Consider the following 17,980-nt stretch of genomic DNA (forward strand, 5'->3'; position numbering starts at 1 on the left):
GAGGCCGGTTATCCGGGTGCTGCTTTAAAGCAGCGGTGTGCAGAGATCTGCGTATAAGTCCGTCTGCTTACCTGACGGCAACGGGATTAACCGGTTTTAGCCGGTGCTTCGCAAGCTCCGGAGAAGGCAAGCGAACGAAAAGGATGAATTAATCTTCCAGTGTGGACAGGTCGCCGGTAGGCAATCCCAGTTCCCAAGCTTTCAGAACGCGGCGCATAATTTTGCCGGAGCGCGTCTTCGGAAGCTTGTCGCGGAATTCGATTTCCCGGGGAGCCGCATGAGCCGCGAGGCCTTTTTTGACAAACTGCTGAATTTCTTTGATCAATTCCTCGGAAGGCTCGTAGCCGTCCCGCAGCGCGATAAACGCTTTAATAATTTCCCCGCGCACCGGATCCGGCTTGCCGATTACTCCTGCTTCCGCAACGGCCGGATGTTCCACCAGCTTGCTCTCGACTTCGAAAGGACCTACACGTTCGCCGGACGTGTTGATCACGTCGTCGACGCGGCCCTGGAACCAGAAATAGCCTTCTTCGTCCTTGTAAGCGGAGTCGCCGGAAATGTACCACGGCTTCAGCCGGTAATACTCGTCGTATTTCGCGGGATTGTTCCAGATGAGGCGCATCATGGAAGGCCATGGAGCGCGGACCGCAAGGTTGCCCATCCGGTTCGGCGGCAGCTCGTTGCCCTGATCGTCGACGATGGCCGCGTATACGCCCGGAATCGGTTTGCCCATGGAGCCGGGTTTGATCGGCATGGCCGGATAGTTGCAGATAACCTGCGCGCCGGTCTCCGTCATCCACCACGTATCGTGAATGCGTTTGCCGAATACTTTCATCCCCCAGCGCACCACTTCGGGATTAAGGGGCTCGCCCACGGACAGGATGTGGCGCAGCGAGGACAGATCGAACTGTTTGAGGAGATCGTCGCCCGCCGCCATCAGCAGCCGGAAAGCGGTCGGAGCCCAGTACCAGACCGTGACTTTGTAGGTTTCGATCGTCTGGTAGCTGTCGTTCGACGAGAAGCGGCCGCCGCGTACGAGCGAAGTCGTCCCGTTCAGCCAGGGTGCCCACATTCCGTAAACGGTTCCCGTTACCCAGCCGGGATCGGCGCAGCACCAGTAAATATCGTCCGGCTGGAGGTCCAGGACCGTTTTGGCCGTATGAAGATGCTGGATCATCGCGTTGTGGACGTGCAGAACCCCTTTCGGCTTGCCTGTGGAACCGGACGTGTAATGGAGCTGCAAGCCATCTTCCAGTCCGACCCATTCGATTTCGAGCTGATCGGACGCTTTTGCCATCAGATCTTCGTAAGAAATTTCCCTTTCGCCCGGCTCGCTGTTCTCGCCGACCACGATGACATGCTTGAGCGCAGGAAGCTCGGAAACGGGAATGCGGTCTTTAAGCGCAGGTGTCGTGACAATGGCCACGGCTTCGGAATCCAGAAGCCGGTCCTTCACGGCCGCTTCCATAAAAGCTTCGAACAGCGGACCGACGATCGCCCCGATTTTTACAGCCCCGATATAAGCCGTATACAGCTCGGGAGAACGCGGCATAAACACGAAAATACGATCTCCTTTGCCGATGCCGAGAGACCGCAGAGCATGACCGAATTTGTCGGAGAGTGTTTTCATTTGGGCAAACGTATACGATTCATTCCGTGACGCGTCGGTAAAAATAAGCGCCGTTTTGTCACCCCGGCCCTCCTCCACATGACGGTCGAGCGCCTCGTAAGCGATATTTACTTTTCCCGTGCGGGACCACGTAAATTCCTTCTCCACATCCGCCCAGTCGAAATTGGCGTACGCCTCTTCATAATCGGCCAGATTGTTACCCGTTGTAAGAACCGGTATGATTTCCTGCTCTTCCGATTGCATCGTCATTCTAGCACTCATCCTCCCATTCTCTTTCCCGAAATCAATTTGTAATTTATCCTAATAAATTCCATCGGAATTGATTATATCTTACAATCACGGACACGACAATAAAAAACGGACGAAGAAACGGCTTCTTACCTTGAGGAAAACCGCTGGTGTACGGGCCCTGCGCAGCGCAACTCTTCTTTCGTCTGTTGACAATGAGAATCATTATCAATATAATGAAGCTTGGAAAAGATATCCCTTTTAACCTGCATATATGGAGGAATTCAATCGTGTTTACGCTCAAAAAGCCCGGTACGCTCGCTTTGTTTACTCTGCTTCTGCTCGCCTTGACGGCAGGCTGCGGCAATAAGGAGAGCGCGGAGCCCCGGCAGCAAACAGTCACGGACGGGATGGGTCACCAAGTGGACCTACCGGCCGAACCGAAGAAAATTATTGCCTCCTACCTGGAGGACCCTCTGCTTGCCCTCGGCATCAAACCCGTTGCCCAATGGTCCGTAAAAGGCGGAAACGTACAGGAATATTTGCGCCCTCAATTGGAGGGAATTCCCCTCATTCCATCGAATCTGCCGCCGGAGACCGTTCTGAGCTTTAACCCGGATCTGATCATTCTCCGCCCGGAAGACGCCGCTCAAGACAGCCTTTACGAGCAGTATGCGAAAATAGCGCCTACCTTCGTCCTCTCGAAGGAAGACGCCGATGATTATAAGAAAACATTAACGAAAATGGCCCAATTGTTAAACAAGCAGGAGGAAGCGAAAAAAGCGCTGGACGCTTACGACCGGAAGGCCAAAGAGTCCAAAGAAAGCCTGCAAAAAACGATGGGAGATAAGAAAGTCGCGGTTCTGTGGCTCACCAAGAAAAACTTCTACGTCGTCAACGGTAACGTTTCCAGCGGGGCGGTGCTTTATGGGGATTTGGGCTTGAACAAACCGAATCTGCTGAATTCTTTGCCGGAATCCAAGGCCAACTGGGTTCCCGTTTCGCTGGAGAAGCTGGCCGAGCTCGACGCCGATTATCTTTTTCTCGTCAATTACGATAAAGGACAGGCCGGAAATCTGGAAGAAGACCTCTGGAAAAATATCCCGGCCGTTAAAAACGGCCGCGTTTATGAGATCGCTTCATCCAGCAGCTGGCTGTATAACGGCGTCATCGCGGCCGAGAAAATCGTCGACGACGTCATGAAAGCGCTGCGTCCTTAACGGCCGGACCGTGCACGCGTACACCGCCTGCCACGATTGCCCCGCCTGCGACCCGTCCCCGTTGCGGTTCCGCTGCGGTTCAACCGGTGCCGGCAAGGCCGCAGCGTACGCCTCGGATTCGCGCGCTTAAGAACCGGCGGCAGCTTTCCGCTGCCAAAAAAGCGGTTCGTACAGGCTGCGCGTCTGCATGGCCGTTCCTCGGGCCAACATGCGCCCCCAACAAAAAAGGACATCAGGGCTGTTGCCCCCGATGTCCTTTTTTTACCTGCCGGTTATCACACGGTTACCCGGTAATAATCGTTGACGCTGCGCTCGGCGAAGCCGACCGATTTGTATAAACCGAGAGCACGGTCGTTGCTCGCCGCCACTTCCAGTGCCAGCTTGCCCGAAAGCCCTTTCGACTCTGCTATCGCTATCGCTTTGCCCAGGATCACTCTTCCGTGACCTTGCCCGCGGTATTCCGGAAGCACGCAAAATCCCGAGATATACCCGCCGTCGTAAAGCTGGATATTGATTTTCCCGATGGGAGTCCCCTCAAGCTCGGCAATCCAGAAGCTTTCTCCGGCCGCGGCCAATTTCTGTTCGTTGAATCCCCTGGCATCCGATTCCGTAACGCCGAACCCGGCAATATCCAGCCGGATCGCTACCTCCATATCCGCCGCCTCCGCGGGACGCAGCTTGATTTGACCCGCGGAAATGACGGAGTTCAGCACGTCGCGGTCATAATCGGAGGGCAGCTCCATCCAATACTCGGAAAATTCATAAGCAGCTCCGGCATGTCCGGCAAAAGAGCGCCCAGACTCTGATCCCCGCTGCACGATAAGCAGGATCTCGGGGATTCCGCGCTTCCGGCATTCCTCGGCGGCCGCTTCGAACAGCTTCCCGAAAATTCCCCGGCGGCGGTACTCCGGGTCGACCATGCCGCTGATTTCCGCTTCGCTGCTTTTAAAGGCAAACAGCGCCAAAAAACCGACTGCTTTTCCCTCCTCGATGTAAAGCCAGTCGCTGCATTCTTCCTCTTTCCGGTTTTCGAGCATATCCCAGTTCAGTTTTAATGATATGGAATCGTATTCGTTACAGCGCTTTTCCAGTTCTTTCACTTGCGCCAGTTGATCGCGGGTTAAACGGTTTACAGGCAGAACAATTCCGGTATCCGGCATTGAGATTCCCCTTATTCATGTAGTTAGAGCCGTAAAAGCTCATAGTCTTACCCATTATAATGGAAAAATTGACCGGCCGTTAAGGCGGATTTGATTATAACCGTTTTTTCGGCCCGTCCGGCCTGCTGTGCCTTACCGTTCAACCCCAATCGGCCTGCTCCGGCGGCATGCACATCATGTGCGACTCCAGGCGCAGAGCGGGTCACGAAAAGCGCGACCGCGAATCCAAGGCGCACGCGCACGTTACGATGCTGCGTAGTACTCGCCGGGCACTGCAGGGACCTGCATGCGGCCATCCGCTACTAGCGGTTTATGCGCGTCCGCAGAATCCGGAATCGCGGAATCCGGGATCGCAAAAGCCCCCGGCGGGGCCGGATTCCGGCCGCCATCGGGGGCTTCTTTTAGTAAGCAGCGGCCAGCGCTTTTTTCAAAAAGCGACCGGTATGGGAAGCCGAAGCTGCCGCGACCATCTCCGGTGTACCGGCGGCCACTACTTCGCCGCCTTTGTCTCCCGCTTCGGGCCCGATATCGACGACCCAGTCGCACTCGCGGATCAGGTCGAGATTGTGCTCCACGATAATGACCGTGTTGCCTGCGTCGACCAGCTTGTTCAACAGCAGAAGCAGCTGCCGGGTATCCCGCGGATGCAGGCCCGTGGACGGCTCATCGAGCAGATACAGCATATGCTGCTTCGTTTTGCCGCCCAGCTCCTTCGCGAGCCGGATCCGCTGCCCTTCTCCTCCCGACAAGGTCCGGACCGACTGCCCCCAGTGCAGATAGCCCAATCCGACTTCGGTCAAAAGGGCGATTTGCCCGTCCATTTTGATATTGCCCCGCAGCAGGGGCAGGCTCTCCTGGACCGTCATGTTCAGCAGATCCGAGATGGTGTGCCCTTTGTAGGTGACACTCAGCACTTCTTCCTTGAACCGCTTCCCCCGGCAGACCGGACAACGGACCTCAAGACCGGGCAGGAAGAACATGTCCATCGGCACGACGCCCAGTCCCTGACAGTGCTCGCACCGGCCGCCCGGCGTGTTGAACGAGAAGCTTTTGGCGGTAAGCCCCGCCCGTTTCGCTTCCGGCAAGCCGGCATACAAGCTTCGCATAGCCGTGAAAACGTCGGTGTAGGTCGCCACGTTAGAACGGCTCATCCGGCCGATGGGCGACTGGTCGACCGTCACGATCCCGCCGATATCACCGAAGCCCGTGATGCTCCGGCAGCCGCGGCGCTGCTGTCCGTCGCGCCCGCCTGCGGCCACCAGATCGAAAAGCAGAGTCGACTTGCCGGAACCCGAGACACCGGTGACCGCGGTCAGGCAGCCTAGAGGAAACGAGACGTCAATATGCTTCAAATTCCGCTCAAAGGCATCGTGAACGTTCAGAAACCGGCCGTTTCCCGGCCTTCTCCGCCGGGACTGAGACGCGTTCAATCCGGATATCTCGCGAAGAAACGCTCCCGTGACGGAATCGGGGGTGTCCATTAGCTCGGCGAGTGTCCCTTCTCCGACGACACGGCCGCCGAAGCTTCCCGCACCGGGACCCATGTCGATCACATGGTCCGCGGCCTGCATCATCTCGACGTCGTGCTCGATAACGAGCACCGTGTTGCCGAGGTCTCTAAGCTGCTTCAAAACGCCGATCAGCCCTGCGGTATCCCGCGGATGCAGCCCGGCCGTCGGCTCGTCGAGGATGTACAGCACGCCCGTCAGTCCCGAGCCGAGAATCGAGGCCAGCCGGAGACGCTGCGCTTCTCCTCCGGAGAGCGATACCGTTTGACGGCTCAGGGACAGGTAGCCCAGGCCCACGGCTACGATCCGCTCCGTCCAGATCGTCAAATCGTGCAGAAGCGATCCGATCCTCTCTCTCGCTTCGGGCTGCAGCTCTTCCATCAGCCGTTCCAGCCAGCCGAGCGCATCCTCCAGCGCCCAGCCGGATATATCGGAGATGGAAGAGCCGCCGACCGTCACCCGGCGGACGCTCTCCTTCAGCCGTGCGCCGTGACAGCCCGCGCACGGCTCTTCGAGGAACAGCGCCGACTCGCCCGATTCGCCGCCTTTCTCCTTGTAGCGTCTCCAGATTCCGGTCACGACGCCTTCGAACTTCCCGCCGCCGACCGACTTGGGCGGCTTTACGCCCGGAAAATGGGCGGAGAACGCCTCGCTCTCGACACCGTAGAACAGCAGGTCGCGCTGGACCGTCCCGTATTCTTTAAGCGGCAGGTCGGCATCGAAGGGAAAACCGTAATGTTCGCCCGCCGCTTTAAGGATCGGCAGGTTGTATTTGGTGATCATGTCGTACCAGACCGTTACACAGCCGTCGCGCAGACTTTTCTCCTCATCGAAAACGGCATCCGCATTCAGTGTAACCGTATGACCGAGCCCGCCGCAGTCCCCGCAGGCGCCTTCCGGGGTGTTATAGGAAAAATACCGGCGTGTAAGACGTTCCATACCTGCGCCGCAATGCGGACACTTCACGGCCGGCCGTATGTCCTCCCCGTCTTCTCCGTCAGCCGGCCCGTCCGCTTCCCCGTCAGGACCCGGAACGAAGCGCTTGCCGCAGTCCGGGCAGGGACGTTCACCCAGCTTCTCGTAAATGACCCGCAGGTACGTGTGAATATCTGTAATCGTACCGACCGTCGACCTCGGATTCCGGTTCGTGACATGCTGCCCGACACTGATGGACGGGGACAGCCCGACAATCGCGTCTACTTTCGGCTTGGCAACTGCGTCCGAGGTCATGCCCATCGACTCCATGTACTGCCGCTGGCACTCGCGTTGGAGCGTATCCATGGCCAGCGTCGATTTACCGGAACCGGAAGGTCCCGTCAGCACAACCAGTTTGTATTTCGGAATGCGAAGCGTCACGTTCCTCAGATTGTTTTCCCGGGCTCCCCGGATCACGATCTCACTGCTCACAAATAAGTCCTCCATTCATTTTTGTTTTTTCTTCCTGATCAAAACCATTCTTTCCAGGAACACAACCCTATTCTATAACATTCATGCAAATGATAAGGTTTAGCTCTTTATTGCTTGTTATGTCAGGAGCTTGCCTGCAAAATGTATAGCGTAGCACTTCAAGGTTCTAAACGAATTGGACCGGCAATAACGCGAAATAACCCCCCGTCCCGCGTACAGAAGCTCTCCAGACCGGAAATCGGCATGCTAAAAGCAAACTAGAAACCGGATACCTTTTTCGTTAGAGACGGATGATTTGAACGCAGCGCAATAAAAAGACACAGCACCTAAAGTGTTGTGTCTTTAAACGATAGCGGACCACGCCGGGTCCGTATTAATCATGTCCGGCGCTATCCTCGTGATGCGCCTTCTCTTACCCGCCCCGATGCCGGCTGTTCAGAAGAGATCTCCGATATTTCCGAAAAAAAGGAAAAAAGTGCCTCCTTTGTCGAAGTAGTTTACCTATAACCGGCAGCGGTTAGAAACGGAGGCCGATCGACTATGAAGGTTAAACGAATTATCGCGAATCTGGAATCGCCGGATCTCGCAGCCGCCGCGCGCTTTTACCGGGATGCGCTCGGACTCGAATTGCTCATGGACCACGGCTGGATCGCAACATACGGCAGCCGCGAAACGATGACCGTCCAGGTCAGCATCGCTTCGCAGGGAGGCGCCGGCACCCCGACACCGGCTTTATCCATCGAAGTGGATGATCTGGAAGCCGCGCTTGCACGCATGGAGGAAGCGGGTTTTCACCCGGAGTACGGACCTGTGGACGAGCCATGGGGAGTCCGGCGCTTTTTTGTGCGCGATCCGCTGGGCAAGCTCGTCAACATTTTGTCCCACAGGCAAGCGGACTAAGCCCTTGGAAGCCCCGCTTGCGGAGGAACGTTTTCCGATCGGGGCACACAATGCCAAAAGCCGCATTCGGCCGTTATCAAAGCGGTTCGAATGCGGCTTGCGCTGTCTTGACGCGATCATCCCTTCAGACGGAGGGTTTGTATAAACAAAGCAGGAGCCGCCAGACACGCGGCCTTACACACATGCTTCCATGGGGTCTTTTTGACGACCTAACGCGGCCAAAGTCCGCATCTGCGGCGCTTCCCGGGTTTACGGCTTTAAGCGCGGTGTTCAGCGCAGCGTTAAGCACCATCGTCACCCCAACCGGAATCATGCCGTTGGCAGGCTTCCCGCCGTTTCCTGGCGCTCTTTTATTTTTTGCCACTCCGAATGGGCCGCCTCGACTCTTTTCCATAGATCGTCCCGTTCCGGCTTGCTGTAATGGACAAGCTGTTCATGAAAAACACCGGCCAGAACCTCAAGCCATTGCGCTTTCGTGCGAAGCTCGGTTTTATTCAGCCCGTTTGCGTCCCGTTTAGTCCAGATACAGCCTCTGAGCTCATTTCCGTCGGCCTCATTCCGCTGCCTGATCAGCAGCTTGTTATACCAGGGAGACTCCTCCGAACGGATATAAAATTCGTGGTTCGGCTTAAACTCTTCAAGATCCCCCAGCACGTCAGGGGCATAATCGACACCCGGAAAAGACGCGAGCGGATCATGCTCCAGCCGCCAGCCGTCCGCCGCAACGCCCGATTTCGTCACCTTGTAAGTGTAAGGCTCCTGAACGTAAGTGCCGTATCTTAAAGGCAGCGGCTCGAAAGGCATGTCTCCAAGCCCCGCGTCGATGATCCATCTCCCGCTTCCATCCGCTGACCCGGCGAAATCTACCGTCAAACCGAGATGAAAAGAATTGATCCGCGGCTCGGCTCCCATCGGTTGTACGCCGGCACGGTGCACATTCACCCGGTAACCGAGAGAATGCAGAAGAACGCCGAACGCGCCGTTCAAATGGAAGCAGTAGCCGCTCCGCCCGCTCAAAATGAGATCAACCGACTCTTTGAATCCGATTGGCGCCGGTTTTCCTCCGAAAATGTCCAGCGTCTGCCAGGAAAGATGTTTGACGTGCGCTTTGTGCAGCTCCGCCAAATAAGGGAGCGTCGGCGCGCCGATGTCCGAAATTCCGATTCTTTTTAAGTAAGCGCGCACTTCTTCCCGTGTCAATGTATACATAAAGAGTCACCCCGAATTCTTGTATTCCGCGCTCTTGGAAACGGATTTCCCAGCCGCGTACTTCCATTCTAGAAGGGTTAGGAATCTCCTACAATGCCGAAAAGAAGCATCTGTACCGGTACAGATGCTTCCGGAAGCGGGCTGAATACCCGTGTACGGGTTGAAAAGTCTCTGGAGCACCGAGCTGTCCGAATCCGGGGAATGACCGGCGGATGAGCCGTTCCGTTAGAAGCTTCCGGTCCCCGCAGCCGCAGCCGCACCCGCCGGAAGCGGCCGCGAAAGAGACTGACGGGTACACTGGCGGAAAAGTCGCGCCGGCATTTATGGCAATTGCCCCGGCGGGCCAGCGGGAGCAAACTGCTTTACGCAACGCCGCTGGACATATTCATGCCGTAGGGGGCTCGACCGCCCCCGAAGTGGGCCGCAGCGCACGCCTGTGATTCCCGCATGCCGGAAGCAAACGACAAGGGACACCTTTACCACAAACGGTGATAAGGGTGCCCCTTTATTAGTTGATGCGTGTCATACCGCGACTCACTTCCGGTCAGCCTCATCCAGCTCAAGTCCCGCCTGACCGGCCAGGCGGACTCTTCTTGCGAAACCTTCCCCCGAAACGCCCCCCTCTGCCGTAACTTCGACAACTCCTCCGGCGAGCCATTGGAGACCTGCCGCCTGACCGGCCCGGTAAACATGGACAAAATCTGCGGTCGCGCCCGTATGCCTATGTACAATCGCGGTCAGAAGCCTGCTGGGGTCCACGGAATCTCCCGAGTCCGCACGGCAAGCAGTTCGTCCCCCGGCATAACGAGCGCCGTATGATAAACGGATTCGCCGCCGGGCAGCCCGTATTTCAGCCGTATGGCGGCGGAAGCCGCTGACCGGGCCGAAAGGTCCGGCGGACCGGTTAACCGCAGCCCGATGCCGGGCAGTCCCGTAAATCCCTCTTTCAGATTTTCCGCAAGCAGCAGGGGATTTCCCTCCTCGTCGGCACCGAACGCTCCCGACAAGACCCTCTGTTCCACACCGGGTGCTTCTCCGGCTTCTTCCGGAACAAGCAGCGGTTCTGCGGCCGGATGCATCCACCACTCTGCGGTACGCGGCCCGCCGTCGTCCGCGGTTACCCGGAACCAGTCCAGCAGCCAGCCGTCCGTCAGCAGAAGATGGCGGTCCAGCGTGCAGCCGGGATAGCCGCCGGTCGATTGAAACCACGCGTAGAGAGCCTCCTCCGTTTCCTCGAAACGGATGCACTGCCCCGTATGGGGCGCCTGGGACAGGCCGTCCAGCGTTACGGTGTTGTGGCTCCGCGTTTCGAAGTACCACGCCTGACGCAGAGCGGACCCGTAAGGCACCGCTCCGAAGTCGGGTGTCAGTGTCCCGGCCGGATGCATCACGGTGAGATGAAGCTTGTCGAAATGGCCGTGCGCCCCGCCGTGCGAGCCGAAATCGGCGAGAAACGACAGCGGATTTCCGGCCCTCCGGCCGACGGCGAAGCCGGTATCCGCCCAAAGCCGCGGGCCTCGCGGGGAGTGCGCTCCTTCTCCGGCGGCATCCGGCTGCGCGTCCTCGCCGTACAGCAGCGCCTCCAGCCCGCAGCGGGCACGCGGCGAAACGAGGGTCCCGCCAAGCTGGCGGTACGCTTCGCGGAGGATCGGCCGCAGGCCGCCGATCCCGTAGCGGGCCAGCCCCTGCTCCGCGATCTCGGCGATCTCCCGGGCGTAAGGCCCACGCTCCATCGGACCGTCGTGCAGGGCCGGGAGCATGCCCCGGTCGTCGGCCAGATCCGCCATGGCCTCGAACATCTCGCGCATCGACCGGCCGTTCCTGCCTTCGCAGGCATACAGGTCGATGCCGAACCTCTCCGCCATCCGGGCGGAGATGAGATAGGCGCGCAGCACGAACACGTGATAATATGTGCTGCCTTCAAATTCAAGTCCATCGGCGTTGACCCCGATGGACAAATGGTGTTTGAAGCCCCCTTCGCCTTCGATCAGCGCCTCCAGCGCGTCCTTCCGGCCTTGGGCCGCATAGACGCAGGAAAGGGAGGCGTTCAGCCAGGCGGTATAGTTGTTCTCGGCATTTTGGCGCTCACGGATCAGGATATAACGGTATTCCGTCATGCTTTGTTCCAGAAGTCCCATGAAGATGCCGAGCACCTCTGTCTCCTTCTCGCCGAACGTTACGCCTTCGTCGCGCAGCAGAAGGTAAGCGCCGAGCAGGGACGTCGACCAGATCGCTTCGGTCAGCGCCTGGTGGAAGGCTCTGCCCTTCAGCATCCAGCCCTGCGCGCCCGCGTGCACGGGGTAGAGCGGAAACTGCTCCGCATAGGCGACGAGCAGTTCCTTGCCGAGCCGCGCGCAGGATTCGTCGCGCAGGGCCGCATGCACGGCAGCCGCTTCCAAGGCGGCCCGCGCCAGCGACTGGTGCTTGAACACCAGCCAGGCGGCCCGGTATTCTTCGCCTTCCAGCTCGCAGCCGTACGGGCAGCAGAACGACGAAGCCTCCGTTTCGGCCGGATCGAACAGCAGCTCCGTATGGTGCACCGGGCACACATACTGGTGCCACCAGCCGCCGGGTTCCCGCGGAATCACCAGGCTCCCTGCGTCATTCAGCCGGTTAAGCTCATCCCGGACGGCTTCCGCCGTCTCTCTCGCCCACGGAAAACGGGCCGCCTTGTCCCGGAGGCTTCCTTGTGCCGGGAACAACGGTTCCGAAACCGCTGCAGAGCCCTCCGCTCCGCTCCGCTCCTTCTGCGCCGAAACCTCCCCTGGCGTCACCCGGAGCAGCCGCCCCTCCTTATCATAGACCGAAGGCACGGGGCTGCTCTGCCGCCTCGAGCCGGGTGCGTCCGCAGGTTCCTGCCGGGATACACTATTCGGGTGTATTCTCGCTCGTTCTCCCTCCCGTTCCCGCTCCCGTTCCCGCTCCCTTTCCCGTTCTCTCGTCATCTCATCATCATCCCGCCGTTAACCTCGATGGTTTCCCCTGTCAGGTATGAAGCCAGATCCGAAGCCAGATAAAGCACCGCTCCCGCTACATCTTCGGGTGTTCCCTCGCGCTGGAGAGGAATGCCGTTAATCGTGGCCTGGCGGGCGGTATCCGTCGTAAAGGTGGCGTGGAACATCGTGTTTCCGATAAACCCCGGAGACACATTATTGACCGTGATGCCGCTTCCGGCGGCTTCTTTGGCCAGCCCCTTGGCGTAAGCCATTACGGCGCCTTTGCTGGCCGCGTAAATGCTGGAGCCCGGACCGCCGCCGTTATGGGCGGCGACCGAGGTCATATTGACGATGCGGCCGGCGCCTTTGGCAGCCATGCCCGGAAGCACTCTTTTGCACATAAAAACCGTGCTCTTGAAGTTGACGTCCATGATCCGCGTGTACATGTCTTCGGTCATTTCCGCGTTCGGAACGCGCTGCACCAGATGCCCGGCATTGTTCACCAGAATATCGACAGTCCCGCCGAAGGCCGCTTCCACCCCGCTCACAAGACGGTCGATCTGCGCAATGTCGGTCACATCGGCCTGGACCAGGACGGCTTCGCCGCCCGCTGCGCGAATCGTCTCCACCACTTCCTCTCCCTGAGCCGTGTTGCTCAGACAGTTAACGCCAACTTTCGCTCCATGAGCGGCGAGCGCAAGCGCGGCGGCGCGTCCGATGCCCGCATTGGAACCCGTTACAAGTGCAATTTTTCCCGTTAAGTCGATAGCCATTTCAAATTCCCCCAGTTTCTCGGTCGGATGTGCGCAGCCCGGTTAAAACCGGCTCAAGCAGCCGCGCCAAATGTTCCCCCATACGGATATGCCCGTAATCGGAGGGATGGATAAGATCGGTCGTCAAAGAAACAAACTCGGTCATGATTTCGCTTCCCTCCAGCAGATAAAGCCGGGGATGATTCCGGTCCGAAACGTATCGTCTCAACATATCATTGAAAATCAGATCGCGTTTCGTAAACACATGCTCCTCTTCCTCAAAAAAAGTCGCCCGGTTCGGATAGATCGTCGTGACGAAAACAGGCTTGTGCGGATTGCGCCCCGTCACTTCATCGAGCAGGTACGTGATCCGGCGCCCGAATTCCGGCGGCTCCATGACACTGCGCATATTCACGCCCAGTTCCAGAAATACGGCATCCCAGCCGCTGCTGCGCGCCAAGTGATCGGCGGCTTCCTTCTCGCAGTAACAGGTTCCGCTCAGCCCCAGATTAATGACGTCCGCTCCCAGTCTTCTGGCGGCCTGCTGCACGTAACTGCTGGTGTGGTTGAGCGAGCCCGCGCCCTGCGTGATGGAAGAACCGTACGCGAGCAGAGTGAACGGCGGCATCTCCGCTTTATGCGGCGGCCTGACCTCGTAACCGAAAGCGTCGGCGTCATAAAAAACAGCCGTAAAGCGGTCGCAGCAGATGCGCCACACATCGGATGAGAAGGCCCCGCTTTGCAGGGCGGACCTGTGCACCTCGGGGAATCTTTCCGGCTCTTCGAGCTGGAGGGTCACTGCCGTTCCGGCCTTCAAATCATGGGCGAAGTGGAAAAAATCTCCCCGGAACACGTAGACCCTGCCGTCTTTTTCCAGGGCGCCGATCGTGACCCGGACATACGGCGCTTCCGTCACGAAGCGGATTTCGCATCCGCTGGACTCCGCCGCTTTGGTGCGTCCCTTAGCGGACAGCGCCTCCCTTACTTCCCGGGGAAATCTCTGAAGCAGAAGGCCAGGCAATCCCGGCCTCTGTTCCAGTTCCGAAACGTTATGAAAATACACTCCGTTATGCAGCATGCTTGCGCCTTTCCCCGCTCGTCCGGCAGCGGATAAGATGGCCCGGGTTTTGACTGCCGGGCTTTAGACATTGTACGGATTCCGGTAAGTTCTGTGCCTGGTTACGGATGAATCGTCGTGACGAGCAGAACGGGGGCCTTGGCCGGATCCGTTCCTTCGAGTGCAGCGACTCTGGCCTCCCGGTCGTTTTCATTGGTGCTGAGCCGGAAGCTGAGGACGCCATCCTGAGCGGCCTGCGGGTTTTTATAAAACTCCGTGACATCGAAAATCACGTAGCCGCCTCCTGCCAGGGGCGTCTTGATACCGAGCGGCATATCGGAATAAGAACGGGCGGGCTGATCGTTTGCGGTTACCGCCGCCGGGTTCCAGCCGTCGTTCAGTATGCCGGTCAGCTGCAGGTCCGAACCGGACTGGGCCGATGTGACAAACAGCTTGAGCTGGACCGAATCGACCGTCTGCGCGGACGCCGGAAGGGTAACTTTTATGTACCCGTTCCGGCGGCTGGCCGATTTCCGCTTGATCTGCATCTCGGGCTCCGTACTGAAGTTCGTTCCCGCCTTGTCGGACAAAATATTGTCCACATAGGTGTCTCCCCCGATCGCAAGCGGATTCGTGGAAGAAGGAAGCACCGTGTAAACAACCGCCGGGGCGGTTTTGCCACCGTAAACGGCGCTTACCGAAGAAGTGCCCAGACCTGCCGGAGTCAGCTTCCCTTCAGCCGAGACGGCCAGCACGCCCGGCTGGCTGCTTGAGAACACGGCGCCGGAAGGAACGGGCTCCGTAGACCCGTCGGAATAATGAGCGGTCACGGCAAGCTGTTTAGGCAATCCTCCGAGAGCGAGACTGGACCGGTACGCCCGTAAGGCTGATTCCCGTAAAAGCGGGCGTTGTGACATTGACGGTATTTCCGGCCGTTTTGTGCCCCGCTCTATCCAGCGCTTCGATCTTGAAGGTATAAGCCGTGCCCGGCTGAAGGGAGCCTGCCTCATACGTGAGGACGTCGCCGAAGACCGTATCGAGCAGAACGCCGCTGCGGTAAATCCGGTACCCGGTGACGCCCGTGTCGTCCGCTGCGGCGGTCCATTTCAGCTTCGCGGTACGGGGGGATAAGCCGTCAACCGCCAGCGGGTTTGCAGACGGCCAGGAAGGCGGCGCAGTATCCGTTCTGCCGTCGGCTTTATACTCATCCGCGCCGACATCGGGAATACCTGTACGGGCTTCCCTGTCCATGTCCTCCGTTACGAAAGACAGGAGACCCCCGCTCGCGTAATTGCCTTTGGATGCGTTGACAGCCGGGCTGTCCGCCGCGAGTTTCTTATAAGCGATATGGCGAAGGGGCTCATATTCGCCGGAAGCCCATAACCACGGATAGTCCTCGGGTCCAAGCTCCAAAGTCGCGTTCTGCATGCTCGGGTAGACGACTTTGACCTCGTTTTCCGTCAGCGGAACGGAATTTCCGGTAATGAGCGGCACACCTTTCTGCGGGAACATGATGTTGCCCGACCACGTCAACCCCGGAATCGGAGTCATTATGCGGATCAGCTCGTCCTGCGAGCCGACGACGATGTTGTTGGCAAAAGTAAGATTTTTCGGCGCGGTTCCGTAGCGGACCATACCGAGTTCGATTCCGCTTTTGTTGTTCACCAGAGTGTTGTTGGCAATTACGATATTTTTGGCGATATAATGGTTGTTCGTCGGATCGATGGTCCCTGTCATGTTATCGTTGTCGCCGGTCGTGAACGCAAGCGTAGCGTCCCAATTCGTGCCGGTCAGACCTTCGAAATAATTGTTGTACACTTTGTGATTCTCGCCGTAGACACGGACTCCTCCGGTCCCGAGCGGGGCATCGTCCGGATCGGGGCTCAGTACTTGACGCCCTTTGCCGATAAACATGTTGCCGTACATGCTGGAGCCGCTGCCCGTTCGCAGCGTTACGCTTCCGAGCGACTCGACGAAATAGTTGTAGCGGATGGTGTTCGCTCCGCTCTTCACCGATACGATCTCCGTATCCGAATCGCAGTGATCGAAGACGTTGTACTGGATCGTGGCATGGGCATCGAGGCCCGATAAAACCGACACCCCGATGCGGATCGGTTCCGATTCGTTGGTCTGCCGTTCCAGCGTGTTGCGGAATACGTTGTACTCGACGGTATCGTACCGGGTAATCTCATACGGAATGGTCGAGCCTTCCGGGCGGCTGGATACGCCGTCGAACAGAATGAACTTGCCACGGTCCCGTTTGTTTTCCATCAAGTTGTGATCGATGCGGTTATGATGGCTGTTACTCCCTTTGATATAAATCCAGTTCGATTTGTCCGCAGCCGTCGTCGTGTTTTGGGAGTGAAAATAATTGTTTGTGATCCGGATGTTGTTGGAGCCGTTCAGGTTAATCCACTTATCCTGCGGATTCATCCGGAATTCCATATCCTGAATCGTGATATAGGAGCTGGTTTCAACCGCTATGCCCGTCGAGGGGAAAACGGCTTTGCCCTTATGCTGCGCTTTCACGACGATCGGATTTTGCGCGGTGCCGTTCCTGTTCCGCACCGTGAAGCCCGTGTAACTGCCGTCCGCCAGCTCGATCACTTCACCGGGCACAGCCGCATTGAGGCGGGTCAGCAGCTCCGGTGTCGTCGTGACGGGCGGCTTGGAGGACGACAGAGGCACCGCGCTTACCGGCGCGCTTGCGCCGCCTTCGCCCGAAGCGTTCACGGCGCTTACCGTGAAATAGTACGTCTGCCCTGCCGTCAATCCGGCGGCGGTATACTCCGTCCCCGTAACGGGTGACGCGTTGAGCTTCGTAAAAGGTCCGCCTGCGCTTGCGGACAGGCTCACGTTATACCACGCAGCGGAGGAAACGGCCGACCACGTCAGCTTGACGGCTCCCGCTCCCGCCGGGGATGCGGCTACGCCCGCCGGAGCGGACGGAACGCCCGGCTGTCCGGGTCCGCCGCCCGTGTAAGCTGCCGCTTGAATATCGTCGAAGGCGGTAGTGCCGGACTGGCTGTAAAGGCCGACCCCGCCCGACGCCAGCGGAGAAGCATCGGTGCCCGACAGGACTAGCGTGCCGCCGTAGTAGGCGTCCAGCTTAAGGCTGCCGTCCTCCTGATGAATCACGTCCAGCTTCAGCGGCAGGTAGCCCTGGCTGTCGAAGGAAGGATTCAGCACGGTATTCGCAACCGATACGCCGCTGACGTTAGAACTTCCGGGTGTCTGCGGGACGGCCGTTTTGGAAGTACCCGTCACCCTTTCCAGATAAAACTGGTAGCTGACCGAATTTTTCTTGGTCATAAACCGGTAATAGACCGGCGCCGTTCCGTTAACCGAATATTTGGCGGTCAGTCCCGCGTAAGTGCTGTTGGCCCCGGTTACCTTCACCCGGCCCGACAAGGTTATGCTGCCGTCCGTGAGAACCGGATTGTCCGTTCCCCAGTAACCGTTCGCGATCAGATTGGCGGTACCGCTCGCGGGATCGGTCTGCTGCAGGAAATGATTGATCCCCGAAGATCCCGGAACAGTCTCTTCGCCTATGCTCCAGCCTGCGCTTCCGCCCGTGACCGCTTTCCAGGGCTGGGCTGCCGTCGGGGCGGTTCCAACCGGAGATGTGTATCCCGTCTGGGAGGATCCGTAGCTCTCGAAAGGTTCAAGCCACGGGCCCGTTACGCCGGCGGCTGCGGCCGGAACGGTGAAATTTTCGGCACCGCCGGTTTCGGTAGCGCTTACAGTTGTGGCGAAAGCTAAGGAAAGGCATAGAGAGAGAACCAGCTGCAAACTTAGAAAGACACGGACACGTGCTCTAAAACCCGGCATGCTCTTAATCATCCATCCACCATCCTCTCGGTTTCATTTCATGCCTATTATAAGTTCCGCCGGTCCGCAAACCCATGACGCCTTTTAATCTTCATTGTGTTTTTTTAATTTCCGCCGCCTCCGCAAACTAAAAAAACGCCTG

13 protein-coding genes are annotated in these 17,980 nt (G+C 58.3%); 3 read left to right on the forward strand and 10 right to left on the reverse strand.

From position 1 onward, the window contains the following. Window positions 1–148 precede the first annotated feature (148 nt). Complete coding sequence (acsA, locus tag ABC395_RS14690; RefSeq protein WP_413006754.1) at window positions 149–1,879, reverse strand: acetate--CoA ligase; 1,731 nt, start codon at window positions 1,877–1,879, stop codon at window positions 149–151. Between the two features lie 269 nt (window positions 1,880–2,148). On the opposite strand from acsA, the gene ABC395_RS14695 reads away from it, so the two are divergent. Then, complete coding sequence (locus ABC395_RS14695; protein ID WP_413004162.1) at window positions 2,149–3,078, forward strand: ABC transporter substrate-binding protein; 930 nt, start codon at window positions 2,149–2,151, stop codon at window positions 3,076–3,078. 275 nt (window positions 3,079–3,353) lie between these two features. On the opposite strand, the gene ABC395_RS14700 is transcribed toward ABC395_RS14695, so the two are convergent. Next, window positions 3,354–4,238, reverse strand: coding sequence for a GNAT family N-acetyltransferase (locus ABC395_RS14700; RefSeq protein ID WP_413004164.1), 885 nt, complete (start codon window positions 4,236–4,238; stop codon window positions 3,354–3,356). 401 nt (window positions 4,239–4,639) lie between these two features. Then, window positions 4,640–7,153, reverse strand: coding sequence for an excinuclease ABC subunit UvrA (uvrA, locus tag ABC395_RS14705; RefSeq protein ID WP_413004166.1), 2,514 nt, complete (start codon window positions 7,151–7,153; stop codon window positions 4,640–4,642). Between the two features lie 540 nt (window positions 7,154–7,693). Between uvrA and ABC395_RS14710 the strand changes: the two genes are divergently transcribed. After that, window positions 7,694–8,053 (forward strand): VOC family protein, encoded by a 360-nt coding sequence (locus tag ABC395_RS14710; RefSeq protein ID WP_413004167.1) that lies wholly within the window; start codon window positions 7,694–7,696, stop codon window positions 8,051–8,053. A 309-nt stretch (window positions 8,054–8,362) separates the two neighbouring features. Here the strand turns inward: ABC395_RS14710 and ABC395_RS14715 are convergent, their stop codons facing one another. Continuing rightward, on the reverse strand, window positions 8,363–9,262 hold the full coding sequence (locus tag ABC395_RS14715; protein WP_413004169.1) for an arylamine N-acetyltransferase family protein: 900 nt from the start codon (window positions 9,260–9,262) through the stop codon (window positions 8,363–8,365). Window positions 9,263–9,474: 212 nt separating this feature from the next. On the opposite strand from ABC395_RS14715, the gene ABC395_RS14720 reads away from it, so the two are divergent. Then, window positions 9,475–9,702, forward strand: a complete 228-nt coding sequence (locus ABC395_RS14720) for a hypothetical protein (protein WP_413004170.1) — start codon at window positions 9,475–9,477, stop codon at window positions 9,700–9,702. 94 nt (window positions 9,703–9,796) lie between these two features. Here the strand turns inward: ABC395_RS14720 and ABC395_RS14725 are convergent, their stop codons facing one another. The 6 genes from ABC395_RS14725 to ABC395_RS14750 all read right to left on the reverse strand — a co-directional run bounded on the left by ABC395_RS14725 (window position 9,797) and on the right by ABC395_RS14750 (window position 17,850). Then, window positions 9,797–10,021 (reverse strand): hypothetical protein, encoded by a 225-nt coding sequence (locus ABC395_RS14725; protein ID WP_413004171.1) that lies wholly within the window; start codon window positions 10,019–10,021, stop codon window positions 9,797–9,799. Continuing rightward, window positions 10,000–12,207: a heparinase II/III domain-containing protein gene (locus tag ABC395_RS14730; protein ID WP_413004172.1), complete on the reverse strand. Its 2,208-nt coding sequence runs from the start codon at window positions 12,205–12,207 to the stop codon at window positions 10,000–10,002. The genes ABC395_RS14725 and ABC395_RS14730 overlap by 22 nt, the downstream gene beginning before the upstream one ends. After that, the gene (locus ABC395_RS14735) at window positions 12,204–12,971 is read right to left on the reverse strand and encodes an SDR family NAD(P)-dependent oxidoreductase (RefSeq protein ID WP_413004174.1); all 768 of its coding nucleotides are present in this window, start codon (window positions 12,969–12,971) and stop codon (window positions 12,204–12,206) included. Before ABC395_RS14735 ends, ABC395_RS14730 begins: the two co-directional genes overlap by 4 nt. A 1-nt stretch (window position 12,972) precedes the next feature. Continuing rightward, on the reverse strand, window positions 12,973–14,028 hold the full coding sequence (locus ABC395_RS14740) for an SGNH/GDSL hydrolase family protein (protein ID WP_413004176.1): 1,056 nt from the start codon (window positions 14,026–14,028) through the stop codon (window positions 12,973–12,975). A gap of 101 nt (window positions 14,029–14,129) precedes the next feature. Continuing rightward, window positions 14,130–14,855, reverse strand: a complete 726-nt coding sequence (locus ABC395_RS14745; RefSeq protein WP_413004178.1) for a CBM96 family carbohydrate-binding protein — start codon at window positions 14,853–14,855, stop codon at window positions 14,130–14,132. Beyond that, complete coding sequence (locus ABC395_RS14750; protein ID WP_413004180.1) at window positions 14,848–17,850, reverse strand: chondroitinase-B domain-containing protein; 3,003 nt, start codon at window positions 17,848–17,850, stop codon at window positions 14,848–14,850. The genes ABC395_RS14745 and ABC395_RS14750 overlap by 8 nt, the downstream gene beginning before the upstream one ends. Window positions 17,851–17,980: the final 130 nt, after the last annotated feature.

It is taken from the genome of Paenibacillus canaveralius, from assembly GCF_047238265.1.
GTDB lineage: Bacteria > Bacillota > Bacilli > Paenibacillales > NBRC-103111 > Paenibacillus_F.